Below are 24279 nucleotides of genomic sequence, written 5' to 3'. Positions count from 1 at the left end.
GTCAGAACGCCGTGCCCGGACGAAGGTGAACGCGAGCCGGGGCGCCGCGCGAGATCGCCGTGGGGCTCGGCCCGCCGGCCCCTTGCATGCTCCTGTCGAGCGGGGCCGGTGCATGCCCCCTGTCGGGCGGGGCGGCCACGCACGCTCCAGCCGCGCTCGCGGCGCAGATGGGGATTCGTCCTTCCCGCGGCCCGGGACTGTGCCCGGCGATCACTCCGCCGAGTGAACGGTCTCGCGGCGCGCACTTGCCTTCGGCCGTGCCGGTCGCAAGCGCGGCCTCGGCCAGGGCGGTTCGCGCCCCGTCCGCCCCCTGTGTCGCGAGGGAGGCCGGGCGTCGGCGACACTTCTCCGATGCCGGGCCGGAGCCCAACATCGGGTCCTGGTCGGTGGTTGTCAGTGCCGCGGTCCACAATGGTCCGCGTCAGATACCGCAAACGCTCGAGCGACCAGAAACAGAGGAGCCGGCAGCGATGGCCCGCCGCAGCACGAAGAACCCGCCGCCCGACGACTCGTACGAGGAGAAGATCCTCGACATCGACGTCGTCGACGAGATGCAGGGCTCCTTCCTCGAGTACGCGTACTCGGTCATCTACTCGCGGGCCCTGCCGGACGCCCGCGACGGCCTCAAGCCGGTGCACCGCCGCATCGTCTACCAGATGAACGAGATGGGCCTGCGCCCCGACCGCGGCTATGTGAAGTGCGCCCGCGTCGTCGGCGAGGTCATGGGTAAGTTGCACCCGCACGGCGACGCGTCGATCTACGACGCCCTGGTGCGCATGGCCCAGCCCTTCTCGATGCGCGTCCCGCTGGTCGACGGCCACGGCAACTTCGGCTCACTGGGCAACGACGACCCGCCGGCCGCCATGCGGTACACCGAGTGCCGGCAGGCCCAGGCGACGAGCCTGATGACCGAGTCGATCGACGAGGACACGGTCGACTTCACGCCCAACTACGACGGCCAGGAGCGGGAGCCGGTGGTCCTGCCGGCCGCCTTCCCGAACCTCCTCGTCAACGGCGCCTCCGGCATCGCCGTCGGCATGGCCACCAACATGCCGCCCCACAACCTCTCCGAGGTCATCGCGGCCGCCCGCCATCTGATCCGTTACCCGAACGCGGATCTGGACGCGCTGATGAAGTACGTCCCGGGCCCCGACCTGCCCACCGGCGGCCGGATCGTCGGCCTCTCCGGAATCCGGGACGCGTACGAGACGGGCCGCGGCACCTTCAAGATCCGCGCGACCGTGTCCGTGGAGACGGTGACCGCCCGCCGCAAGGGCATCGTCATCACCGAACTGCCGTTCGCGGTCGGTCCGGAGAAGGTGATCGCCAAGATCAAGGACCTGGTCGGCTCGAAGAAGCTGCAGGGCATCGCCGACGTCAAGGACCTCACGGACCGCGAGCACGGCCTGCGCCTGGTCATCGAGATCAAGAACGGCTTCGTGCCGGAAGCCGTCCTGGAGCAGTTGTACAAGCTGACGCCGATGGAGGAGTCCTTCGGCATCAACAACGTCGCGCTGGTCGACGGCCAGCCCCTCACCCTGGGCCTCAAGGAACTGCTGGAGGTCTACCTCGACCACCGCTTCGAGGTCGTACGGCGTCGCAGCGAGTTCCGCCGCACCAAGCGTCGCGACCGGCTGCACCTGGTCGAGGGCCTGCTCACGGCTCTGGTGGACATCGACGAGGTCATCCGGCTGATCCGGTCCAGCGAGAACTCCGCGCAGGCGAAGGAGCGCCTGATGGAGCGCTTCTCGCTGAGCGAGGTCCAGACCCAGTACATCCTGGACACGCCGCTGCGCCGGCTCACCAAGTACGACCGCATCGAGCTGGAGGCGGAGAAGGACCGGCTCAACGAGGAGATCGCCGAGCTGACCCGGATCCTGGACTCGGACGCGGAGCTGCGCAAGCTGGTCTCCGCCGAACTGGCCTCGGTCGCCAAGAAGTTCGGCACCGAGCGCCGTACGGTCCTGCTGGAGTCGGCGGGCACGCCGGTCACGACCGTGTCGCTGCAGGTGGCGGACGACCCGTGCCGGGTGCTGCTGTCCTCGACGGGTCTGCTGGCCCGTACGGCGAACGGCGACCCCTTCACGGAGGACGGCGAGGCCAGGCGCTCCAAGCACGATGTGATCGTCTCGGCGGTGCCGGCCACGGCCCGCGGTGAGGTGGGCGCGGTGACGTCCTCGGGCCGTCTGCTGCGGATCAATGTCGTCGATCTGCCGCAGCTGCCGGAGACAGCGTCGAGACCGAACCTCTCGGGCGGCGCGCCGCTGTCGGAGTTCGTCTCCCTGGAGGGCGACGAGACCCTGATCTGTCTGACCACGCTCGACGAGTCGTCGCCGGGCCTGGCGATCGGCACCGAACAGGGCGTCGTCAAGCGCGTGGTGCCCGACTACCCGTCCAACAAGGACGAGTTGGAGGTCATCACCCTGAAGGAGGGCGACCGGATCGTCGGTGCGGTCGAGCTGCGCACCGGGGAGGAGGACCTGGTCTTCATCGCGGACGACGCCCAGCTGCTGCGCTACCAGGCCTCGCAGGTCCGCCCGCAGGGCCGCGCCGCCGGCGGCATGGCGGGCATCAAGCTCGCCGAGGGTGCGAAGGTGATCTCCTTCACGGCGGTGGACCCGGCCGTCGACGCGGTGGTGTTCACGGTCGCGGGCTCGCGCGGCACGCTGGACGACTCGGTCCAGACGACGGCCAAGATGACCCCGTTCGACCAGTACCCGCGCAAGGGCCGCGCGACCGGTGGTGTGCGCTGCCAGCGGTTCCTGAAGGGCGAGGACTGTCTGTCCGTGGCCTGGGCGGGCGCCGTGCCGGCACGGGCCGCGCAGAAGAACGGCACTCCGGCCGAGCTCCCGGAGATCGACCCGCGCCGCGACGGCTCGGGCGTGTCACTGCCCAAGACGGTGTCGGTGGTGGCCGGCCCGGTCTAGGCCTCCCGCCGGTCCAGGCCTCCTGCCGGTCTAGGCCTCCTGGGAGGCGGGGGCCCCTTCCTCCGCCTCCGGTACGTACCGCAGAACGCCCCACATGCCATGTTCGTCGGCGTGTGGGGCGTCGCTCTCGCAGGCCTCCAGTTCCTTGCCGAGAGCGGAGGCATCGATGCCGGAGCCGATGAGAACCAGCTGAGTGAGGCGCGCGTCGGCGGCGTTCCACCGCTCCGGGTAGAAGCGGAGGAAGCGCCCGACGGCGTGGACGGCGTAGCGGTTGGCGGTGTCGTGCGGGCCGAAGTCGACGTACCCCTTGATCCGGTACAGCCCCTCCGGCCTGCTGTCCAGGAACGCCATCAACCGGCGGGGATCAAGGGGGACTTCGGAGACGAAGGACACGCTGTCGTAGGCGGTGTGCAGGTGACCGTGATGGTCGCGGTCCGTGTCGTTGCCCTTGCCGCTGTCGTTGCCGTCGCCGGTGTGGTCGTCGGCATGGTCGTGCAGGTCGTCGAAGGACAACTGCCCGACGCGCTCCTCGCTGGGGCGGCAGTCGAAGAGGAACTCGGGGTCGATACGGCCGTAGGTGGCGGGGACGACGGCGGCGCGGTCGGTGAGCCCGTGGACCAGATCGAGTACGCGCTCGCCGTCCGCCGCCCGGTCGAGCTTGTTGACCACGACAAGGTCGGCGAGGGCGAGGTGCCGGTCGATCTCGGGGTGCTTCGCGCGTGTGTCCTCGAACTCGGCGGCGTCGACCACCTCGACCAGCCCGCCGTACACAATGCCCGGATGCTCGCTGGCGAGCACCATGCGCACCAGTTCCTGGGGCTCGGCGAGCCCGCTGGCCTCGATGACGATGACGTCGATGCCGGTGGACGGCCGGGCGAGCCGCTCCAGGTAGACATCCAGCTCACTGGCGTCGACCGCGCAGCACAGGCAGCCGTTCCCGAGGGAGACGGTGGAGTCGCCGAGCGCGCCGGCGACCGCCATGGCGTCGATCTCGATGGCGCCGAAGTCGTTGACGATGGCACCGATACGGGTGCCTCCGCTGCGGTGGAGGAGGTGGTTGAGGAGCGTCGTCTTGCCGGAACCGAGGAATCCGGCGAGGACGACGACCGGGATCTGCTGCGGAATCTGCCGCGGACCAGGGCTCGGCTGGCTCAACGTGCGACCTCTCTCACGCCGACGGGTGCACCGGCTCGCGGCTCGGCGCACGTATGAAGGTTGAATGCCGACCCAGGATACGAGCCGGAAGAATCACCGCGAAGTGAACGATTGTTAGCAGCACTTGCCGGGCAGACGTTGGGCATGGCGCCGGAGTGTGCGACCCTCGCTTCCCTCCGTGCGCCTCCTCTCCGCCTCCCCGCCGATCAGAGCCGCTCGGCACTCTGGGAGACGGCAAGCGCCGCCCACCGCTCGCCGGTCCCCTCCAGTCGACCCGCACCCCGACGACCGGCGGACAGCCGCCTGATTCGGGGGTTGACATGGCCACACAGAAGTCTGGAGCACGAGGGCTGGGAACAGCCGCGGCAGCGGGCCTGGGCTTGATGACGGGAGCCCTCGCCGCGCTGGCCGCGCAACGGCACGTGATCAACTCATTACGCATGCGCCTCGACCGCTTGGAGCAGGTCGCACATGACCAGCGCCACACCAATCTGGCCAACCAGCAGCGTCTCCACTGGGAACTGCTGAGCAAAGCGATCGACAGCCCCGAACTGGCCGAGGTGCTGGACATCTTCGAAGTTCCGACGTCCCCCCAGAAACGACGTCAATACCTCTTCGCCAACGCCCTTTACACCAACGCCCTGTTCTACTACCGGGTCGGCAACATCACCCGCGAGGAGTTCTTCGGTTACATCCGCGGCCTGCTGCAGAACCCTGTGGTCAGGGAGTACTGGCATGCGACTCAGGGCCAGCGGGCGACTCTCGTGGACGGCTCGGACGAGGCAATGCTCGGGCGAATGGTCGACGGTCTGCTGCGGCAGCTCGAGGAGGCGGACGTCGAGGAATGGTGGGTGGTCGGGGAACCTCCGGCCGAGTAGCAAGGCCGGTACGCGGAAATCACACCGCCGGGCCATAACGAACAGGTCACGTCCCCAGTTGTGCCATCAGCATCTGGGGTTGACTCACGCCTGATCGCGTAGGGCGACTCCACAAGAGCGCCACTCACGCCGCCGGATGACGAGTGCACCCCACAGGGCCGCCTTCACCCGCAGTCGTTGTGCGCAAGTTCTTCAGACGTGAGACCAGAGGAAGCAACAGTGAGTCAGATCATCCGTCGGATCGGAGCATCACCCGCCGCTCGGGGGAGCGCGGGTGGAGGCAACTGCCCCGACATCTTCGAGTTGGCCGACGGAAACTTCGCCGTGATCGGCACGGACTGCACCGAGCAACTCGACGGGGAACTCCCGGCAGACGCGTCACGAGCCGACTACGAACGAATCGTCGTGATCACGCGGGAGACCCTCCTCAGGGCCAAGGTTGACATCCCGGAGGCCTGAGCACTCAGGAGCCCCTACGGTGCGGCCCGTTGCGCCCAGGGAACCCCTCGTCCCGCACCGTGTGCCCAGCCGTACCCACCCACCCGGCGCTCCTCACCCGTCAGGCCCATCGAAGGGACCAAGATGACCATCCACTTCGGGCGGAAGGCCTCGTGCCGGCTCCCCGCCCCGCGCCTCCGCATAGCGCGACGTATCGGGAAGTCTCCTCAGGAGAGGGGCAGCACCCTGGGAGCGACCTGCCCGGACGTCTTCGCACTCACTGACGGCCGGATCGCGGTGATCGGCACGGAGCGGACCTCGGAGGTCCGTGCCGATCACCCGGAGATGCGGCCCCTCGCCCACGGTGAGAAGGTCGTGGTCGTCGACGCCGCGACCCTGGCCCACGCCAGGGAAGACCTTTCGCACGACGACGACCTTCCGAGCAGCTGACATACGGTGCCTGCCCCCGCCGACGGGGCAGGCACCGCCCGTGCTCCGGCCCTCCCTGCGGCACCGTTTCCCTTACTACGACTGGGGAATGATTCCGCAAACCCGAGGGAGGGGCGGATGACAACGCACCACGGGGTACGGCGTTCGGTGCTCGCGGCCTGTGCGTGGGGCACGGCGGCGATCGCAGGCGTCACCCTCCTGGGTGCCGCATCCATCGTGCTGAGCGGCTGGCTCGTCAGCGGTGTCGAGATGGCCAACGGGGACAGGCGCACAGCAGTCGAGCGCAGCTCCATCGGGGACTATTTCGGCGGCGTGAGCGCGGTCTTCTCGGGACTGGCGCTCATCCTGCTCGTGATCACCCTCCTGCTCCAGCACTACGAGATCCGGCAACAACGCCACGAACTCGCCTTGCAGCGGGAGGAACTCGCCGCTTCCCGAGACGAACTGCGCCGCAGCGCCGAATCAGATCTGCGCGCCCTACATGTGCAACTGACCCAGCTGGCGATGGACGACCCGGCGCTGGCCGAGGTCTGGAACGACTTCCCGGACGAGCCGCCGCACATACTCCGCCAGAACCTGTTCGCCAACCTCACCTTCAGCCACTACCTGCTCGTCTACAAGTGGGGAGAGGTCAGCGAGGCGGAGCTGATCGCTCGTGCGCGCACGCTGGTCCAGAGTGCCGCCTTCCGCCACTACTGGGCTGCTTCGCGCAGCGCCAAGGAAGTTCTGCCGCTCGACAGCGACGAAGGACGTCTGTTCAGGATCTTCGAACGGGCGATGCAGGAGTCGCGGCAGCCGGACGTACCCCCATCGCCCTGACCTGGTGTCCGGTCAGTCGGCCGACGGCACGGCCACCGGCGCCCCCGGCCCCACATACCGCGCCACCGGCCTGATGATCTTCGAGTCCCGTGCCTGCTCCAGGATGTTGGCGCTCCAGCCCACGACCCGCGCGGCGGCGAACGTCGGTGTGAACATCTCGCGCGGCAGACCGCAGAGTTCCATGACCACGCCGGCGTAGAACTCGACGTTCGTGTGCAGCTCGCGGCCGGGCTTCAGCTCGGCGAGGATCGCCTCGACGCGGCGTTCCACCTCCACGGCGAACTCGACGCGCAGGCCGCCGAAGTCCTGGGCTATCTCGCGGAGCATCCGGGATCGGGGGTCCTCGGTTCGGTAGACCGGGTGTCCGAAGCCCATGATGCGGTCGCCGGCGAGGACACGATCGCGGATCCAGGCGTCGATGCGGTCAGGGGCGCCGATCGCGTCCAGCGTGTCCAGCGCACGACTGGGGGCACCTCCGTGCAAGGGGCCCGACAACGCCCCCACGGCTCCGACGAGGCAGGCTGCGACGTCCGCCCCGGTGGAGGCGATGACGCGAGCGGTGAAGGTTGATGCATTGAATCCATGGTCAATGGTTGAGATCAAGTATTGCTCGATGGCCCGCGTCCGCCGCACATCCGGCTCGGCTCCCGTCAACATGTACAGGTAGTTCGCCGCGTACGACAGGTCCTCGCGCGGCTCGACGGGATCAAGCCCCGCGCCCAGCCGGTGCAGCGCGGTGAGCAGGGTCGGTACGGCCCCGGCCGCGACGAGGGTGTCCTGGCGGCGCGCGTCGGCGTCGATGTCGTACACCGGCCGGAAGCCCTGGGCCGCGCCGAGCAGGGAGAGCGCGGTGCGCAGGCCGGCCAGCGGGCCGGACCGTCCGCTCGCCACCGCGATCGCGGGGAGCGCGGCCCGCACCTGGTCGGGCAGCCGCCGCAGCGCGGCGGTCTCGGCGGTGAAGGCGGCGGCGCGTTCGGCGTCCGGCAGTTCACCGTGGACCAGGAGATGCCAGACGTCCTCGAAGGGCCGGGTCCGCGCGAGTTCGACGGCCGAGTACTGGCGGTAGTGATAGAAGCCCTCGCGCCCCCGGACATCGCCGACCTCGGTGTCGGTGACAACGACACCCGCGAGTCCACGCGGCACCTCGACGAACGCGGTTGCTGACCTGTTGACGGACATGATTCCTCCCTGGACTTGATTCGACTGTCCATGCTTGACTGAGTCTCTGTCAATATTGATTGAATCAATGCAACAATCAATGTCCGGCGTCCTGGATACGGTGACCCCATGCGCGATCAAGAACCCGGCCCCGGCCCAGCAGAGCGGCGACTGACCACCCAGGAGGCCGCCGAACTGCTCGGTGTGAAGCCCGAGACCCTGTACGCGTATGTGAGCCGCGGACACCTGAGCAGCCGCCGCGTGCCCGGCGGTCGGGGAAGCACCTTCGACGCCGCGGAGGTGGAGACGCTCGCCCGGCGCAACAGGCGGGAGAGCGCCGGCAGTTCAGGATCGGGCGGTGAGCTGTCCGTCCGGACCCGCCTCACGCTCATCGACAGCGACCGCTACTACTTCCGGGGCGTGGACGCGACGGAGTTGGCCGCCCGCCACTCCTACGAAGAGGTGGCGGAGTGGCTGTGGACCGGTGAACTGCGCCGAGGCGTCCACTTCACCGCCCCCGAGTTCTCCGTCACCGCCGCCCGCAGCGCCGCCGATGCCCTGCCCGAACACGCCGGTCCCACCGACCGGTTGCGGGTCGCGGCGATCGCCGCCGCGGCCGCGGACCCACTGCGCTTCGACCTCTCCGAGGAGGCCGTGCTCGGCACCGCGCGCGTCCTCATCCCCACCCTCGTCGCCGCCCTGACGCCGTCCCGGTACGCCTACCGCGACGAGGGCTCCATCGCTCACCGCCTGTGGGGGCAGCTCAGCGGGCGGCCCGCCGACGAGGCCGCACTGCGGGTCCTGGACACCGCCCTCGCCCTGCTCGTCGATCACGACCTGGCCGCCTCGACCCTCGCCGTGCGGGTCGCCGCGTCGGCCCGCGCACACGCCTACGCGGCCGTCTCCGCCGGGCTCGGCGTGCTCGAGGGCCCCCTGCACGGAGCCGCCAGCGGCCTCGCCCACAAGCTGATCATGGAGGTGCTCGACCGGGGCGACGCCGGGCCCGTCATCGCCGAGGAGTTGCGGGCCGGACGGCGCATTCCGGGGCTCGGGCACCGCCTCTACGCCGGCGAGGACCCACGCGCGCGTGTCCTCTTCGACCTCTTGGAGGAGATCCCCCACTCCGCACCCGCCCTCGCCGCGGCCCGCGACATCGCCGCCACGGCGGCCCGCCACACCCCGCTGCACGCCAACGTCGACCTGGCCCTCGCCGTGTTCACGACGTCCGCGGGGATGTCCTCCACAGCGGGTGAGACGATCTTCGCCGTGGCCCGTACGGCGGGCTGGATCGCCCACGCCCTGGAGGAGTACGGGGAGCGACCGCTGCGCATGCGACCGAGCGGGCACTACACGGGCCCGAAACCGCCACAGCCACTGCCGGAGTAGGCGGGGAGCGCCTCCCGGAGGGGGGTGGAGCGCCTCCCGAAGCGGCCGGCAGCGCCTCATCGGGCGCGGGCAGGGCGCGCCGCGAAGTGGACGCGGGGGCGCCACGGAGCGGAACGGGGACGGGGCCCGGCGGCGAGACTGACCCCTCGGCCAGCCGCCGCCACCCAAGTCAGGTTAGGCTCGCCTCTGTGAGTACGTGCTCAACCGTCTCGCAGGACCTCGACGAGCCCATCGCGGGGACCGCGGCGACCGCGACGACCTGGCTGCTGGTGGAGCAGCCCGGCCCGTGGGGTGCCAAGGCGCTCACGCAGAGCCACCTGGATCCGGCGCTGGGCCGAGCCCTTGAGGCGGCCGCGAAAGGCACGGGCGTACGTGTCGCCCTGATCCGCCGTCCCGGCCGGCACGCCGACTGCGGCGCCACCGCCGAGCGGCAGGTCTACGCGGCCCACACCGTGCCCGGAAACGTATGGCTGCAGGCCGCCACGATCCGCGATCCCGAGCAGTTGCTCGCCCTGGACTTCGCCGCCCTCGGCATGGGTGACCACCACACCTTCGACTCCGTACTCCAGGGGCGTCCCCACACAGGCGCCCCCCTCGCGCTCGTCTGCACCAACGGCAAGCGGGACCGCTGCTGTGCACTCCTCGGGCGCCCCCTCGCGGCCGAGCTCGCCGCCTCCGGGGTGAAGGGCGTCTGGGAGGTCACGCATCTGGGTGGACATCGGTTCTCACCGACGCTGCTGGTGCTGCCGTACGGCTACGCGTACGGCCGGGCGCAGGCCCACGCGGTCAAGGAAGTCCTGCACAGCGTCCAGGAGGGCCGGATCATCGTCGAGGGGTGCCGTGGGAACTCGGCCTGGGAGCGGCCGGGCCAGGCGGCCGAGCTGGCCGTGCGCAGAGCGACGGGCGAGGACGCCGCGCAGGCCCTGAGCGTCGTACGGACGGACGGCGATGCCCCCCGGTGGGATGTGACGGTCGCCCACGCGGACGGACGTCACTGGCGGGTCGTCGTGGCACAGGGCACCTCCCTGCCGCCCCGCCCCGAGAGCTGTGGATCGGTGCTCGGCTCACCCGCGCGGATGGATGTGGTCGCGGTGCACGAGCTCACGATGGCGACGGCGCTCGCAAGTTGATCAGGTGAACCGGGTCCATCCACGTGGACCGGTCGCTCGACATTGATCAAGAGATCCACGCCACATCCCTCTACGGGACTTCCCGCACGTCCACGTACCGTCATGGGTATGAGCCCCACTCCCCCCGCACGTCGCCTGCGCCTCGGTCTGCCCCGGCGGATGTTCGCGCAGGTGCTGCTGATGCAGGTGGCGATCGCCGCGGGAGTCGCGGTGCTCGCGACCGGGCTGTTCCTCGCTCCGCTCAGCGACCAGCTGGACGACCAGGCGATGCGCCGCGCGCTGTCGATCGCGCAGACCACCGCGGCCCAGCCGCAGATCGCCGAGGATCTGGCGAGCACTCCCGCGACGGTCGGCGGACCGGTCCAGCGGGAGGCGGAACGTATCCGCAAGGCCACCAGGGCCGAGTACATCGTCGTGATGGACCGGCGCGGGGTGCGCTGGTCCCACCCCACCCCGGGCGAGATCGGCAGGACCGTCTCGACCGACCCGGGCCGGGCCCTCTCCGGCCACGAGGTCATGCAGATCGACGACGGCACCCTGGGCCGCACCGCGCGCGGTAAGGTGCCGCTGCGCGACGACGACGGCAGGATCGTCGGGGCGGTCTCGGTCGGCATCGCGTACGACAGCGTGCGGGCCCGGCTGCTGCACACGATCCCTGAGCTGTTCGCGTACGCGGGCGGCGCTCTGGCGGTCGGCGCGCTGGCCGCCTGGCTCATCTCCCGCCGGGTCCAGCGGCAGACCCACGACCTGGCCTTCTCCGACATATCGGCGCTGCTCGCGGAGCGCGAGGCGATGCTGCACGGCATCCGGGAGGGCGTCGTCGCCCTGGACCGCAGCGGCCGTATCCGCCTCCTCAACGACGAGGCGGGGCGCCTGCTGGGGCTCGGTGACGAGGCCGTCGGCCGGTCCCTCGACGAGGCGCTCGGCGAGGGCCGTACGACCGACGTGCTGGCCGGCCGGGTCACGGGCACCGATCTGCTCACGGTCCGCGGCCAGCGCGTCCTGGTCGCCAACCGCATGCCCACCGACGACGGAGGCGCCGTCGCCACCCTGCGCGACCGCACCGAGCTGGAGCAGCTCGGCCGGGAACTCGACTCCACGCGCGGCCTGATCGACGCCCTGCGCGCCCAGGACCACGAGCATGCCAACCGCATGCACACGCTTCTCGGGCTGCTCGAGCTGGAGATGTACGACGACGCCGTGGAGTTCGTCGGAGAGGTGGTCGGCGACCACCGGGCCACGGCGGAACAGGTCGCCGAGAAGATCCAGGACCCCCTGCTGGTCGGCAAGGCGACCGTGGCGGCCGAGCGGGGCGTCGCGCTGCGCCTCGCGGACCGCACCGGGCTCCCGGACCGGCTGATCGATCCCAGGGGCCTCGTCACGATCGTCGGCAACCTGGTGGACAACGCCCTCGACGCCGTCGCGGGCACTCCGCACGCGCGCGTGGAGGTCGAATTGCGCGGCGAGGGGCGTACCGCGATCCTCAGGGTTCGCGACACCGGCCCGGGAATCCCCGACGAGCAGCGCGAGTTGATCTTCACCGAGGGGTGGTCCACGAAGACCCCGCCGGCTCACCGTGAGCGGGGCATCGGGCTCTCCCTGGTGCGCAGGCTCGCCGAACGGCAGGGTGGCAGCGCGACAGTGGGCGAGGCGGCCGGCGGAGGCGCGGAGTTCACCGTCGTTCTGCCCGAGGCGCTGGCCGAGCCGGACCTGGAACCCGCCCTCGCCGTGCCGTCAGATGCGCAGACCGTCGCCGAGGAGGAGTCGCGATGATCGAGGTCCTGGTCGTGGACGACGACACGCGCGTCGCGCGCGTCAACTGCGCCTACGTGGAGAAGGTGCCGGGCTTCCACGTGGCCGGCGAGGCGCACAGCGCGGCCGAGGCGCTTCGCCAGGTGGAGCAGCTGCCCCGCGTGGACCTGGTCCTCATGGACCACTACCTGCCCGACGAGACGGGTCTGTCGGTCGTCCAGGAGATGCGCCGACGCGGCCACCAGACCGACGTGATCATGGTGACGGCGGCGCGGGACGTGACGACGGTCCAGGCGGCCATGCGGCACGGCGCGCTGCAGTACCTGGTCAAGCCGTTCGCCTTCGCGGGGCTGCGCGCCAAGCTGGAGGCGTACGCGGAGCTGCGCCGCACCCTGGACGGCGGCGGCGAGGCGGAACAGGCCGAGGTGGACCGCATCTTCGGCGCCCTGTCCGCGTCGTCGGAGCCCGACCTGCCCAAGGGCCACTCCCCCACCACCGCGGAACTCGTACGCCGCTCCCTGATGAACGCCGAAGGCCCGCTGTCGGCCCAGGAGATCGCCGAGCGGACCGGGGTGAGCCGGCAGACCGCCCAGCGCTATCTCAAGCTCCTGGAACGCACCGGGCGGGCCCGGCTCACACTCAAGTACGGTGACGCGGGCCGCCCGGAACACCGTTACGTGTGGGCGACCCGCGCCTGAGACACGGCCCGTGGGGGCGGGGGAAGGAACCGTGCCCCTCCTTCATACGGATCCGGGCCGCGCAAGTATCAGCCGCCCGCCCGGGGGCCTTGTGCGAGCCGCTCGGGTGAGACGGCTGTCGTCGGATTGGATCAGTCGGCTGCCGTCGGATGGGGTGAGACGGCTGCCGTCGGACCACTCCCGGTCTGTCAGACCGCCCCCGCCCCCGTCAGCGACCTCACCTCGGTCTCCGCGTGCTTCGCCTCGTCCGGGATCTCCGCCGAGGTGACCGTGCCGAGCCAGCCCGCGACGAAGCCCAGCGGGATCGAGACGAGGCCCGGGTTCTGCAGGGGGAAGTACTGGAAGTCGACACCGGGGAACAGTGATTCGGAACTGCCCGACACCACCGGCGACAGCACCACCAGCACCACAGCCGGGATCAGTCCTCCGTAGACGGCCCATACGGCGCCCCTCGTGGTGAAGTCCCGCCAGAACAGCGAGTAGAGCAGCACCGGCAGATTGGCGGACGCGGCGGCGGCGAAGGCGAGTCCGACCAGGAAGGCGACGTTGAGGTCGCGGGCCAGCAGTCCGAGGGCGATCGCGACGACGCCGATGCCGACCGCGGCGACGCGCGCCACGGCCACCTCGCTGCGGGGCTTGGCGCGCCGGCGCCGTAGGGAGGCGTACAGATCGTGGGCCACGGAGGCCGAGGAGGAGAGCGTGATCCCGGCGACCACCGCGAGGATCGTGGCGAAGGCGATGGCGGCGACGACGGCGAAGAGAACCGTTCCTCCGGTGGAGTCCGCGCCGCCGCCGAGGTCGAGGGCGAGCAGCGGAACAGCCGTGTTCCCGGCCGCGTTCGACCCGCGTACGGCGTCGGGCCCGACGATCGCGGCCGCGCCGAAGCCCAGCACGATGGTCATCAGGTAGAAGCCGCCGATGAGCCCGATCGCCCAGACCACCGAGCGCCGTGCCGCGCGGGCCGTGGGCACGGTGTAGAAGCGGGACAGGATGTGCGGCAGCCCGGCGGTGCCCAGGACCAGCGCGAGGCCCAGGCTGATGAAGTCGAACCGGGACGTCCAGTCAGCGCCGTACTTGAGCCCCGGCGCCAGGAACGCCTCGCCGTGACCACTGCGCTCGGCCGCCGTGAGCAGCAACCGGTCGAAGTCGCCGTGGAAGCGCATCAGGACGAGCACGGTCAACACGACGGTGCCGCCGAGCAGCAGGACCGACTTGACGATCTGGATCCACGTGGTGGCCCGCATCCCTCCCAACGACACATAGATCACCATGAGCGCGCCGACGCCGATGACGGTCCAGGCCTGCGCCGCCTCGCCCCTCTCCCCGAGCAGCAGCGCGACCAGGGTGCCCGCGCCCACCATCTGCGCCACCAGATACAGAACGGACACGGTGACCGAGGAAGTTCCCAGCGCGATCCGAACGGGGCGTTCGCGCACCCGCGCGGCGACCACGTCGGCGAGCGTGAACCGCCCGCAGTTGCGTACCAGTTCGGCGACGAGGAACAACACCACGAGCCAGGCCACGAGGAAGCCGACCGAATACAGCATGCCGTCGTAACCGAAGAGGGCGATGAGCCCGGAAATGCCGAGGAAGGATGCGGCCGACATGTAGTCGCCCGCGATGGCAAAACCATTCTCCATGGGCGAGAAGAGCCGACCGCCCGCGTAGAACTCCTCCGCGGAACCATGCCGGTTGCGGCTCACCCACGTCGTGATCGCCAGCGTGATCGCGACGAACAGGCTGAACAGGAGCAGCGCCAGAGTCCGCTGGTCGCCCGTCACGAGGCACCACCCCGGGTGACGCGCGTCAGCTCCTGTGTCTCCCAGCGCAGTTCGAGTGCCGCCCGGTCCCGGCGCAGCCGCGCATGACGGGCGTAGGCCCAGGTGAGCAGGAAGGTGGTGAGGAACTGTCCGAGCCCTGCGACCATCGCCACGTTCACAGCACCCGCCACGGGCCGGGCCATCAGCTCCGGCGCGGTCGTCGCGGCCACCACGTACGCCACGTACCAGGCGAGGAACACCGCGACCGCCGGCACCACAAACCTCCGGTACCGGCCGCGTACCTCCTGGAAGGCCGCGCTGCGCTGCACCTCGAGGTACACGTCGCCCGCGACGGGCGGAGCGGCGTCGGGCGCGTCCGTGACGTCCGTCTCCCCCCATCCGGAGGCGAGGGCGTCGTACCAGGGATCGTCTGAGTACATGCCCAAGCATGGACAGAACGGAAAGATCCCCGACTCGGCTTCTCTCCCGGCTTCACTCCATCAGGTGATTACCCACCGCGAGCCGCCAGCGGCGAACCCTCCCCACAGGGGCCACCCGCACCCGACGACGAATGCCGCACGGGCAGTGCGGGTGGGTCCCCACAAAGGCAGGCGCCAACGCCAACCCGAGGCCGAAAACACGGCCCCGGCCCAGCGCAGCGGCTACGCGTCGATACGCGACCGGTCCAACGTAGCCGCCGAGCTGGAGATGAACTCCTTGCGCGGCGCCACGTCGTTCCCCATCAGCAGATCGAAGACCCGCTCGGCAGCCTCCAGATCGGTGAGGCTGATCCGGCGCAGGGTCCGGTGACGCGGGTCCATGGTCGTCTCGGCCAGCTGGTCGGCGTCCATCTCGCCGAGACCCTTGTAGCGCTGGATGGAGTCCTTGTACCGGATGCCCTTGCTCTGGAACTCCATGAGCTTGTCGCGCAGTTCGCGGTCCGAGTACGTGTAGACGTACTTGTCCTGCCCCTTCTTGGGCTGGATCAGCTCGATGCGGTGCAGCGGCGGCACCGCCGCGAACACGCGGCCGGCCTCGATCATCGGCCGCATGTAGCGCTGGAACAGCGTCAGCAGCAGCGTCCGGATGTGGGAGCCGTCCACGTCGGCGTCGGTCATCATGATGATCTTGCCGTAGCGCGCCGCGTCGATATCGAAGGTCCGGCCGGATCCTGCCCCTATGACCTGGATGATCGCGCCGCACTCGGCGTTCTTGAGCATGTCGGACACGGATGACTTCTGGACGTTGAGGATCTTGCCGCGGATCGGCAGCAGCGCCTGGAATTCGGAGTTCCGGGCGAGCTTGGCGGTGCCGAGCGCGGAGTCACCCTCGACGATGAAGAGCTCGCTGCGGTCGACGTCGTCGCTGCGGCAGTCGGCGAGCTTGGCGGGCAGCGACGAGGACTCCAGGGCCGTCTTCCGGCGCTGCGCGTCCTTGTGCTGGCGGGCCGCGATGCGCGTACGGGCCGCGGCGACGGCCTTCTCCATGACGACCCGGGCCTGAGCCGCGGCGTCTCGCTTCGTGGACGTGAGGAACGCCTTGAGCTCCCTGGCGATCACGGTGTTCACGATACGACGGGCGGCCGAGGTACCCAGGACCTCCTTGGTCTGGCCCTCGAACTGCGGCTCGGCGAGGCGGACCGTGACGACTGCGGTGAGGCCCTCCAGGGCGTCATCCTTGACGATGTCGTCCTCGGCGACGCGCAGCAGCTTCTTGGTGCGCAGCACCTCGTTCATCGTGCTGGTCACGGCCGTCTCGAAGCCCGCGACGTGGGTGCCGCCCTTGGGGGTGGCGATGATGTTCACGAAGGACTTCAGGGTCGTGTCGTACCCGGTGCCCCACCGCATGGCGACGTCCACGTCGAGTTCACGGGTGACCTGGGTGGGGGTCATCTGCCCGTGCTCGTCGAGGACCGGGACCGTCTCCTTGAAGGTGCCCTGGCCGCCGAAGCGGAGGACGTCGCAGACGGGCTTGTCGCTGGCCAGGTACTCACAGAACTCGCTGATACCGCCGTCGAAGCGGAAGGACTCCTCGCCCTTGCTGCCGCCCTCGCCGAGGCCGAACTCGTCTCGGACGACGATGGTCAGGCCGGGCACCAGGAAGGCGGTCTGGCGGGCGCGCTGGTGGAGGTTCTCCAGCGAGAGCTTGGCGTCCTTGAGGAAGATCTGGCGGTCGGCCCAGTACCGCACGCGCGTGCCGTTGCGCGTCTTGGGGATCTTCTTGACCTTGCGCAGGCCGCCCTTGGCCTCGAACTTGGCGTTCGCGCCGTCGGCGGCGAAGGCCCCGGGCACGCCACGCCGGAAGCTGATGGCGTGGGTGTGGCCGCTCCGGTCCACCTCGACATCCAGCCGCGCGGACAGGGCGTTCACCACGGAGGCACCCACGCCGTGCAGACCGCCGGAGGCGGCGTACGAACCGCCGCCGAACTTGCCGCCGGCGTGCAGCTTGGTCATGACGACCTCGATGCCGGACAGACCGGTCTTCGGCTCGACGTCGACCGGGATGCCCCGGCCGTTGTCCCGGACCTCCACGGACCCGTCGTCGTGGAGGATCACCTCGATGTGATCGCAGTACCCGCCCAGGGCCTCGTCGACGGAATTGTCGATGATCTCCCACAGGCAGTGCATCAGACCGCGGCTGTCGGTCGACCCGATGTACATACCCGGGCGCTTGCGCACGGCCTCGAGCCCCTCGAGGACGAGCAGGTGCCGCGCGGTGTAGTTGGAACCGTCCCGGTCTGCTCCTGCCAGCAGCGCTGTGGACGGCACGGACGTCTCGGCGGTCACGCGGTTCGCTCCTCGCTGAATTTCAGGTGGCGCCCTGTTGGGTAAGGGCGCGGCTTCGGTCGCCGTCAAGAGGGTACCGAGGCCTGGTAGAGCCGTTGTAACGCCACCCTCGTGCGGAACACAGACTAGTCCAGAGTCGTATGCATGTTCGATCCCTCGATGGGGTGAAGTACACATCACGTTCCCTTCCAGGCATGAACCATTTAGGCTCCGGGCACGTCCTCATGAACAAACCGGCAAGCCAGCCGGGAGGACCGACCTTGACCGACAGCGCGAAACCGTAAGCAAGACACCGACGCAATACGGCACATTCGCCGCCAAGCCGGCAGCAGCCGGCCGCCCTCGAAAAAATTTCACTCTGGGTGAAGCCACGAGCGGGAACGTTTTGGGGCTGGTTGGATGTTGACCCTGGTACGACAGCTCGTCGAGCTAGAGAAGAGGCGACGTGACTACTGTTCTGACCCCCGCGAGCCCGCTGACGGCCGCTGACCGCTGCGACCGTTGCGGCGCCCAGGCGTACGTGCGCGTCGTCCTGCTCAGCGGCGGAGAGCTGCTCTTCTGCGCCCACCACGGTCGCAAGTTCGAGCCGGAACTCAAGAAGATCGCCGCTGAGATACAGGACGAGACGGAGCGGCTGACGTCCGTTCCCGCATCGACGTCCGAAGAAGAGCGCTGACACCTCGCATTAACGACGAGCCAGCTTCCGGCACAGGCCGGTCGACGGGCGGCCGCCCCTGAAAGCAGGGGCGGCCGCCCGCGCTCATACCTCGCGCGCCCTCAGACCGCGTCAGCCGTCGGCACGGCGCTCCCGAACCGCGGCCCGCCACCCCAGGCTCCGTACGACCTCGGAGACCCGCGTGTAGACGCCGGGACTGCCCGCGCGACCACAGCCCGTGCCCCAAGACACGAGCCCGATCAGTCTGCCCCTGGCGACCAGGGGCCCTCCGCTGTCTCCCTGACAGGCGTCCCGGCCCCCCGCCTGCTCTCCGGCACAGACCATGCTGTCGGCCTGGAACCTGCCTTCACCACCTCCTGGATAGGCCCGCCTGCACAGCGCGTCGGGCAGGACATGCACGCGTGCCGCCCGCAGACTGCGCGGGTAGTCACCGGCCCCCGTGATGTCACCCCAGCCGTAGACCAGGGCCGGAGTGCCCGGCACATAGGCGGGATCGCCGGCCCGCGCCATCCCGATGACCGCGCTCGCGGGAAGCGACTGGGCGAGGGAGAGCACGGCGAAGTCGCCGGCGTTGGTGACACTGTCGTAGGCCGGGGTCACCCAGGTGTCGCGGACACGGATCTCTTGGCCCCGGCCGGACAGCAGGTCTGTACGGCCCGTGATGACGGTGAAGTCGCGCAGCTGTTCCGGCGGTCCTCCCAGGACCTCCTGGCTCAGGCAGTGCGCCGCGGTGAGCACCGTGGACCGGCCGACCACCACACCCACGCAGAACTGACCGGCACGCGTACCCCCGAACCGGTCACGGCTGGACAGCGCCACGGTCCAGGGACTGTGGGACACATCGACCGGGAAGCCTCCGACGACCACACTGTCGGCAGCCGCAGGGGCGGCAGACGCCAACGGCATGGCAGCCGCCGCAGCCGCCAGTACCAGCGGCCGGGCCAGGGCCCGGATAAAAGGACGACGCATGCACGCTCCTCACTCTGGAGTGGCCATGGGACACCCAGAGTGATTCAGCCCACCGCACCCCGCACCCGCGCGACAGCACGAAGGCCCGGTCCCCACTCGGGAGACCGGGCCTTGTGTGTCGTACGAGTGCGACCTAGTCGAGGTAGTCGCGCAGCACCTGGGACCGCGACGGGTGGCGCAGCTTCGACATGGTCTTGGACTCGATCTGGCGGATGCGCTCGCGCGTGACGCCGTACACCTTGCCGATCTCGTCGAGGGTCTTCGGCTGACCGTCGGTGAGACCGAAGCGCATGGAGACGACGCCCGCCTCGCGCTCGGACAGGGTGTCGAGGACCGAGTGCAGCTGCTCCTGCAGAAGCGTGAAGCTGACCGCGTCGGCCGGGACGACGGCCTCGGAGTCCTCGATGAGGTCACCGAACTCGCTGTCACCGTCCTCACCCAGCGGGGTGTGCAGCGAGATGGGCTCGCGGCCGTACTTCTGGACCTCGATGACCTTCTCCGGGGTCATGTCGAGTTCCTTGGCCAGTTCCTCCGGGGTGGGCTCACGGCCCAGGTCCTGGAGCATCTGGCGCTGCACACGCGCGAGCTTGTTGATGACCTCGACCATGTGCACCGGGATACGGATGGTGCGGGCCTGGTCGGCCATGGCGCGGGTGATCGCCTGACGGATCCACCAGGTGGCGTACGTGGAGAACTTGTAGCCCTTGGTGTAGTCGAACTTCTCGACCGCGCGGATCAGACCGAGGTTGCCCTCCTGGATCAGGTCCAGGAAGAGCATGCCGCGGCCGGTGTAGCGCTTGGCCAGGGAGACCACCAGACGGAGGTTGGCCTCCAGGAGGTGGTTCTTGGCGCGGCGGCCGTCCTCGGCGATGATCTCCAGCTCACGCTTCAGCTTCGGCGCCAGCTTGTCGGCGTTGGACAGCTTGTCCTCGGCGAACAGGCCCGCCTCGATGCGCTTGGCGAGTTCGACCTCCTGCTCGGCGTTGAGCAGCGGGACCTTGCCGATCTGCTTGAGGTAGTCCTTGACCGGGTCGGCGGTGGCGCCGGCCGCGGCGACCTGCTGCGCGGGGGCGTCGTCCTCGTCCTCGTCGGAAAGCACGAAGCCGGCGCTCTCTGCGCCCTCGGGCTCCTCGCCGACCTTCGGGGGCGCGTCCTCGAGGACCTCGTCCTCGATCAGCTCGACGTCGTCCTTCTTGGCGGTGGTCTTCTTGGCCGCCGTCTTCTTGGCGACGGTCTTCTTCGCGGCCGCCTTCTTGGCGGTCGTCTTCTTGGCAGCGGCCTTCTTGGCGGGGGCGTCGTCCTCGACGGCGGAGTCGGCGGCGGGCGCCGCAGGCGTGGCGGTGGCGGTGGCCTTCTTGGTGGTCACCGTCTTCGCCGCGACCGTCTTGGTGGCGGTGCGCTTGGCCGGACTCTTCGCTGCGACGCTCTTTCGTGTGCGCTTGGGCTCCGCGGCACTGACCATCAGCGTCACACCCTCTTCCTCGAGGATCTGGTTGAGGCTGCGCAGTACGTTCTTCCACTGAGTGGCCGGAATCTGGTCAGCTTCGAAGGCCCGACGCACATCGTCGCCGGCGATCTGCCCCTCAGCCTTTCCCCGCTCAATCAGAGCCATGACAGAGACGGACTCGGCGATCTCCGGCGGGAGCGTACGGGATGTGCTGGCCGACACGAACAACCTCTCGGAACGTTGGAAAACGGCTTCCGGCCCCGTCCACTGCGGACAGGAGCCGACCACCGGCTTGGGGATTGGGCCGACGGTGCGGGCGGGGGCCGGGAAGATGCACAGCGCCTTGAGCGGCGTCCGTATTCCCTCCTCGGCAGTCACCTCTTAGGTCATCGCGCTATTTCCCCGAGCGTTACGCCCAATCTGCGTGGCCCGAGTCACATCCCGTAACCGGTCAAAAGCAGACAGAAGCGGACAGAATTGGTCGCCCGCTGCTTCGACCAAGCACTGTACGGCCTTTCCGTGGCCTCGTCGCACCGTCGGACCCGCAGGATCCGTGGTGGATCCTGCGGGTCCGACGGGAGAGGGCGCACAGACCGGGAGATGCCACAGGAGGGGGAGGCACTCCCGGCCGCGCCCCCGGGGGGCGCGGTCAGTGCTCGCGGGGGGCGGGCACCACGCGCTCGACCTCGGGATGAACGGTGAGCAGCTGACGCATGGCCGCCTCCGCGGCCCCGCCGTCGCCGGCGGCGAGGGCGTCGACGATCCGGCTGTGCTGTGCCAGCGACGCCTCGTTCGGCCGGTCACAGCCGGTCACAGGCCCGCCGGAGACCTGGAGGGCGGCCGAGACGATCCCCGACAGGTGCTCCAGCATGCGGTTGCCCGCGACCTGGATGAGCAGCGAGTGGAACTCGGCGTCGGCACGGGAGAAGGTGAGGACATCGCCCTGTCCCATCGCGTGGCTCATGATCTCCACCATGTCGCCGAGCCGCTGCTGGACGTCGTCGCGCCCGTGCCCGGCGGCGAGGCGGGCGGCGAGCGGCTCGATCGTCCAGCGCAGCTCACTCAGCTCCCGGCGCTGGTCGTCGCGCTGCGGTCCGAAGGCCCGCCACTCGATGATGTCCTGGTCGAGGAGGTTCCAGTCACTGACGGGACGCACGCGCGTGCCGACGTTCGGACGGGCGCTGACCAGGCCCTTGGCCTCCAGGACACGGAGCGACTCGCGGACGACGGTGCGGGAGACCTCGAAGCGCTGGCCGATCTCCTCGGGCACGAGCGGACGGTCGGCGCCCAGGTCACCCGAGACGATCATCTGGCCAAGCTGCTGGACGAGTTGGCCGTGCAGCCCGCGTCCGCGGCTGCCCGCGGCGCGTCGGCCCACACGGCCCAGTTCCGGCTCCGCACTGTCCCAGGCAGAGGCTCCGACGCGGTCGGCGACGGTGGCCTCGGCGTAGGGGTAGCGGTCGAGATCGCCCGGGCCGGCAAGACCGGAGTCGGCGGCGCGGGCGGCGGTCATCATGGTGTGCGCAAGGGTACTCACGGATCCTTTGTCGGCGCCCTCCTCAACTCCCTTGAGGTCTTTGGTGAAAAGCACACGAAAGGGTGATCGCTCACCCCGTCGCAATTGACGCCTTATCGGAAAGAAATGGGCTTTCCCCGGGGAGTTGTGCGCACGACAGAATCGGGACCGGCAGGGACGGTCTTCATCGGACCCTGCCGCGCACGGTCGTGAGGACGTAGGCGCAGAGCAGGGCGGTGAGCGACAACGTCAGGGCACCGCCGACAGGTTGGGCGACCACGCGCGCGGCGGCTTCCAGATAGCGCTCTCCCCCGAAGGGCCACTGCGACAGGAGCACCTCCCGCAGCCGCAGCGGGAACCCCGCCGCCGTCCGCACAGACGGCCCTTCCAGGACCTTTTGTACGAGGGGTACGACGACGATGGGCACGGCGACCACCGCCGCGAGCCCGGCCGTGGTGGACCTGAAGAGACCCGCGGCGAGTACGCCGGCCCAGGAGCAGCCGACCACGAGCCCGATCCAACTCGCGCTCAGCGAAAGCCAGTCGGCGGGAACTTCCGCGAGCTCCGGTCCGTAGACGAGGTAGAGCACTTCGGTGTCGCAGCCCACGGTGAGGACGGCCAGCACCAGCGCGGTGGCGGAGGCGACGAGGAGTTTCGCGGCCAGCAGCCCCAGCCGGCGGGGGACGGTGCCGCGATCCGCGGCCAGGGCGGGGTGGCGGAACTCGTCGCCGAACGCGATCGCACCGAGCAGCCCCGCACCGAGCGCCGCGGGCGGCAGCGGGAGCTGCTGCGGCCAGGCCGCCATCAGGCGGTGCTGAGGCGTGTGCCCGACGCGTGCCAGCAGTACGGCGGTGAGGGCGGACACCACGAGCACCGCGGCACCGGTGGCGAAGCTCGTGCCGACACCGACGGCACGACGGAGTTCGTAGCGGAGGGGGCGGAGGGGGCTGGGGGCGGGGCGGACGGAGATGGGGGGCGGGAGATCCGGGAGGGCGACGGCGGAGGAGCTTGACGAGCGCGCACCCGCGGCCCGTGTGCGAGACCCGCCCGTGGATCCGTCGGCTGGTCGCGGACCACCCGCCCGTGCCTGTGGAACCTCCGCCGATGCCTGCGGACCCCCTGCGCGAGCCTCCTGCGCGGGGTCAGCGGCTGTGGCCGGCTCGCGGCCCGACGGCTGCGGCGTCTCTCCCGTCCTCGCCGCGGGATTCTCGGTCCCGGCGAGCCCTGAGTCAGGCCCCGACGGCGGCGTGGCCTTGCGCCCGCGGCCACCCGTTGCGGCCAACGCGGCATCCGGCGTCTGGGGCACCTCGTAGGCTCGCGGCTCGGCCGTGTGGGAGCCCGCCTCGGTCCCCGGCCCCATGTCTCCGACCTCATCGGCGAGTTGATGGACCAGAATGCCGTGGCGGAAGGCGATCTCGCCGACGTCGGCGCAAGTACTGCCGTACACGGAGAGGCGGTTGCCGCTCTCTCGTACGACCTCGACGGAGCGGTGTGCGGCGCGGGCCTCCTTGGTGAGCAGGGCGGCGAAGCGGGGGGCGTGGGGCGTGCGGACGGCGACGCGCGGGCGCAGCCGGGTGCGGGCGAAGTCGGCGGCCTCCTGGTCGGCGATGAGTCTGCCGCGCTGCAGTGTGACGACCCGGTCGGCGGTGCGTGCGGCCTCCTTCGGGTCGGCCGTGGTCAGCAGGACCGTGCCGCCCTGGGTCGCGTGGGCGTGCAGCATGCCGTACAGCCAGCGGCTCTCGCGGGCCGAGAGCCCGCCTGCGGGGTCGTCGAGCACGAGGGTGTGCGGGTCGGCCAGCAGTGCGCAGGCGAGACCGAGGCGGCGGTCCATGCCGCGCGAGAGGGTGCCGAGGCGTTCCTCGCGCAGGCTGACGAGGCCGACCACCTCCAGGACTTCGTCGGCGCGCCGGGCCGGCACGCCCGCGGCGGCGCACAGCATGCGCAGATGGCCGCGGACCGTGCGCGACGGATGCCCGGGAAGGTCGCCCAGGAGCACGCCGACCTCGCGCGAGGGATGGGCGATGCGGTGCAGGGGGCGACCTCTGAAATAGGTGATGCCACGGCCGCGTTGGAGTTCGAGCATGAGTCTGAGCACCGTCGTCTTGCCCGCTCCCGACGCCCCGAGCAGCGCGGTGACGCGGCCTGCGCGCGCCTCGAAGGAGACGTCGTCGACGGCGGGAGGAAGCTCCTTGCGAGCGTCGCTGGTCAGTCCGATGGCCTGGATCACTCGCAGCAAGATAGCGCGCTATGTCCGTTTTTTCGGGTAGGGCAAGGCCCGCTGCAGAGGCCGGAGTCGGTCCGGACGGGTCCCGTGGCCTTCGTCGCGAGCACGGC

Annotated in this window: 19 protein-coding genes; 10 read left to right on the top strand and 9 right to left on the bottom strand. The window is 70.0% G+C overall.

What is annotated here, in order from left to right:
• The first annotated feature begins 470 nt into the window (after positions 1-470).
• The gene (locus tag ABIE67_RS34505) at positions 471-2927 is read left to right on the top strand and encodes a DNA topoisomerase (ATP-hydrolyzing) subunit A (RefSeq protein ID WP_370265297.1); all 2457 of its coding nucleotides are present in this window, start codon (positions 471-473) and stop codon (positions 2925-2927) included.
• 30 nt (positions 2928-2957) lie between these two features.
• On the opposite strand, the gene ABIE67_RS34500 is transcribed toward ABIE67_RS34505, so the two are convergent.
• Positions 2958-4082: a GTP-binding protein gene (locus ABIE67_RS34500; RefSeq protein ID WP_370265295.1), complete on the bottom strand. Its 1125-nt coding sequence runs from the start codon at positions 4080-4082 to the stop codon at positions 2958-2960.
• Between the two features lie 320 nt (positions 4083-4402).
• On the opposite strand from ABIE67_RS34500, the gene ABIE67_RS34495 reads away from it, so the two are divergent.
• The 4 genes from ABIE67_RS34495 to ABIE67_RS34480 all read left to right on the top strand — a co-directional run bounded on the left by ABIE67_RS34495 (position 4403) and on the right by ABIE67_RS34480 (position 6667).
• Entirely contained in the window at positions 4403-4960 is a 558-nt protein-coding gene (locus ABIE67_RS34495) for a DUF6082 family protein (protein WP_370265294.1), read from the top strand.
• A 219-nt stretch (positions 4961-5179) separates the two neighbouring features.
• Positions 5180-5419: a hypothetical protein gene (locus ABIE67_RS34490; protein ID WP_370265292.1), complete on the top strand. Its 240-nt coding sequence runs from the start codon at positions 5180-5182 to the stop codon at positions 5417-5419.
• Between the two features lie 123 nt (positions 5420-5542).
• Entirely contained in the window at positions 5543-5848 is a 306-nt protein-coding gene (locus ABIE67_RS34485; protein WP_370265290.1) for a hypothetical protein, read from the top strand.
• A gap of 117 nt (positions 5849-5965) precedes the next feature.
• Positions 5966-6667, top strand: coding sequence for a DUF6082 family protein (locus tag ABIE67_RS34480; RefSeq protein WP_370265289.1), 702 nt, complete (start codon positions 5966-5968; stop codon positions 6665-6667).
• A gap of 12 nt (positions 6668-6679) precedes the next feature.
• Here the strand turns inward: ABIE67_RS34480 and ABIE67_RS34475 are convergent, their stop codons facing one another.
• Positions 6680-7846 (bottom strand): citrate synthase/methylcitrate synthase, encoded by a 1167-nt coding sequence (locus ABIE67_RS34475; RefSeq protein ID WP_370265288.1) that lies wholly within the window; start codon positions 7844-7846, stop codon positions 6680-6682.
• 108 nt (positions 7847-7954) lie between these two features.
• Here ABIE67_RS34475 and ABIE67_RS34470 point away from each other — a divergent pair, with 108 nt between their 5' ends.
• From ABIE67_RS34470 to ABIE67_RS34455, 4 genes are all read left to right on the top strand, one after another.
• Entirely contained in the window at positions 7955-9211 is a 1257-nt protein-coding gene (locus ABIE67_RS34470; protein ID WP_370265286.1) for a citrate synthase, read from the top strand.
• A gap of 188 nt (positions 9212-9399) precedes the next feature.
• Positions 9400-10341: a sucrase ferredoxin gene (locus tag ABIE67_RS34465; protein ID WP_370265285.1), complete on the top strand. Its 942-nt coding sequence runs from the start codon at positions 9400-9402 to the stop codon at positions 10339-10341.
• Between the two features lie 108 nt (positions 10342-10449).
• A complete protein-coding gene (locus ABIE67_RS34460) occupies positions 10450-12114 on the top strand; it encodes an ATP-binding protein (RefSeq protein ID WP_370265284.1) in 1665 nt (554 codons plus the stop codon).
• Positions 12111-12791 (top strand): response regulator, encoded by a 681-nt coding sequence (locus tag ABIE67_RS34455; RefSeq protein WP_370265282.1) that lies wholly within the window; start codon positions 12111-12113, stop codon positions 12789-12791. The genes ABIE67_RS34460 and ABIE67_RS34455 overlap by 4 nt, the downstream gene beginning before the upstream one ends.
• Positions 12792-12979: 188 nt before the next feature.
• Here the strand turns inward: ABIE67_RS34455 and ABIE67_RS34450 are convergent, their stop codons facing one another.
• The 3 genes from ABIE67_RS34450 to ABIE67_RS34440 form a co-directional block, all read right to left on the bottom strand.
• Positions 12980-14572 carry a cation acetate symporter gene (locus ABIE67_RS34450; protein ID WP_370265281.1) on the bottom strand — a complete coding sequence of 531 codons (1593 nt, stop codon included), beginning with the start codon at positions 14570-14572 and terminating at the stop codon, positions 12980-12982.
• Positions 14569-14991 carry a DUF485 domain-containing protein gene (locus ABIE67_RS34445; protein WP_370265280.1) on the bottom strand — a complete coding sequence of 141 codons (423 nt, stop codon included), beginning with the start codon at positions 14989-14991 and terminating at the stop codon, positions 14569-14571. The genes ABIE67_RS34450 and ABIE67_RS34445 overlap by 4 nt, the downstream gene beginning before the upstream one ends.
• A gap of 222 nt (positions 14992-15213) precedes the next feature.
• The gene (locus ABIE67_RS34440) at positions 15214-17337 is read right to left on the bottom strand and encodes a type IIA DNA topoisomerase subunit B (RefSeq protein ID WP_370265279.1); all 2124 of its coding nucleotides are present in this window, start codon (positions 17335-17337) and stop codon (positions 15214-15216) included.
• 445 nt (positions 17338-17782) lie between these two features.
• Between ABIE67_RS34440 and ABIE67_RS34435 the strand changes: the two genes are divergently transcribed.
• The gene (locus ABIE67_RS34435; protein ID WP_301996277.1) at positions 17783-18013 is read left to right on the top strand and encodes a hypothetical protein; all 231 of its coding nucleotides are present in this window, start codon (positions 17783-17785) and stop codon (positions 18011-18013) included.
• 111 nt (positions 18014-18124) lie between these two features.
• Here the strand turns inward: ABIE67_RS34435 and ABIE67_RS34430 are convergent, their stop codons facing one another.
• The 4 genes from ABIE67_RS34430 to ABIE67_RS34415 all read right to left on the bottom strand — a co-directional run bounded on the left by ABIE67_RS34430 (position 18125) and on the right by ABIE67_RS34415 (position 24172).
• Entirely contained in the window at positions 18125-18982 is an 858-nt protein-coding gene (locus tag ABIE67_RS34430; RefSeq protein WP_370265278.1) for a serine protease, read from the bottom strand.
• Positions 18983-19115: 133 nt separating this feature from the next.
• On the bottom strand, positions 19116-20651 hold the full coding sequence (locus ABIE67_RS34425; protein ID WP_370269237.1) for an RNA polymerase sigma factor: 1536 nt from the start codon (positions 20649-20651) through the stop codon (positions 19116-19118).
• Positions 20652-21078: 427 nt separating this feature from the next.
• Positions 21079-21966 carry a FadR/GntR family transcriptional regulator gene (locus tag ABIE67_RS34420; RefSeq protein ID WP_370265277.1) on the bottom strand — a complete coding sequence of 296 codons (888 nt, stop codon included), beginning with the start codon at positions 21964-21966 and terminating at the stop codon, positions 21079-21081.
• 163 nt (positions 21967-22129) lie between these two features.
• Entirely contained in the window at positions 22130-24172 is a 2043-nt protein-coding gene (locus tag ABIE67_RS34415; RefSeq protein WP_370265276.1) for an ATP-binding cassette domain-containing protein, read from the bottom strand.
• Positions 24173-24279 lie beyond the last annotated feature (107 nt).

It is taken from the genome of Streptomyces sp. V4I8 (assembly GCF_041261225.1).
Taxonomy (GTDB): Bacteria; Actinomycetota; Actinomycetes; order Streptomycetales; family Streptomycetaceae; genus Streptomyces.
The sequence above is the reverse complement of the archived record's forward strand: the minus strand, read 5'-3'. Positions and strand labels throughout refer to the sequence as shown.

What these genes read in the sequence shown, in the direction of transcription:
- ABIE67_RS34455 (WP_370265282.1), top strand. Translation starts at nt 12,111, where the DNA reads ATGATCGAGGTCCTGGTCGTGGACGACGACACGCGCGTCGCGCGCGTC.
- ABIE67_RS34445 (WP_370265280.1), bottom strand. Translation starts at nt 14,991, where the DNA reads ATGTACTCAGACGATCCCTGGTACGACGCCCTCGCCTCCGGATGGGGG.
- ABIE67_RS34460 (WP_370265284.1), top strand. Translation starts at nt 10,450, where the DNA reads ATGAGCCCCACTCCCCCCGCACGTCGCCTGCGCCTCGGTCTGCCCCGG.
- ABIE67_RS34480 (WP_370265289.1), top strand. Translation starts at nt 5,966, where the DNA reads ATGACAACGCACCACGGGGTACGGCGTTCGGTGCTCGCGGCCTGTGCG.
- ABIE67_RS34485 (WP_370265290.1), top strand. Translation starts at nt 5,543, where the DNA reads ATGACCATCCACTTCGGGCGGAAGGCCTCGTGCCGGCTCCCCGCCCCG.
- ABIE67_RS34430 (WP_370265278.1), bottom strand. Translation starts at nt 18,982, where the DNA reads ATGCGTCGTCCTTTTATCCGGGCCCTGGCCCGGCCGCTGGTACTGGCG.
- ABIE67_RS34475 (WP_370265288.1), bottom strand. Translation starts at nt 7,846, where the DNA reads ATGTCCGTCAACAGGTCAGCAACCGCGTTCGTCGAGGTGCCGCGTGGA.
- ABIE67_RS34470 (WP_370265286.1), top strand. Translation starts at nt 7,955, where the DNA reads ATGCGCGATCAAGAACCCGGCCCCGGCCCAGCAGAGCGGCGACTGACC.
- ABIE67_RS34495 (WP_370265294.1), top strand. Translation starts at nt 4,403, where the DNA reads ATGGCCACACAGAAGTCTGGAGCACGAGGGCTGGGAACAGCCGCGGCA.
- ABIE67_RS34505 (WP_370265297.1), top strand. Translation starts at nt 471, where the DNA reads ATGGCCCGCCGCAGCACGAAGAACCCGCCGCCCGACGACTCGTACGAG.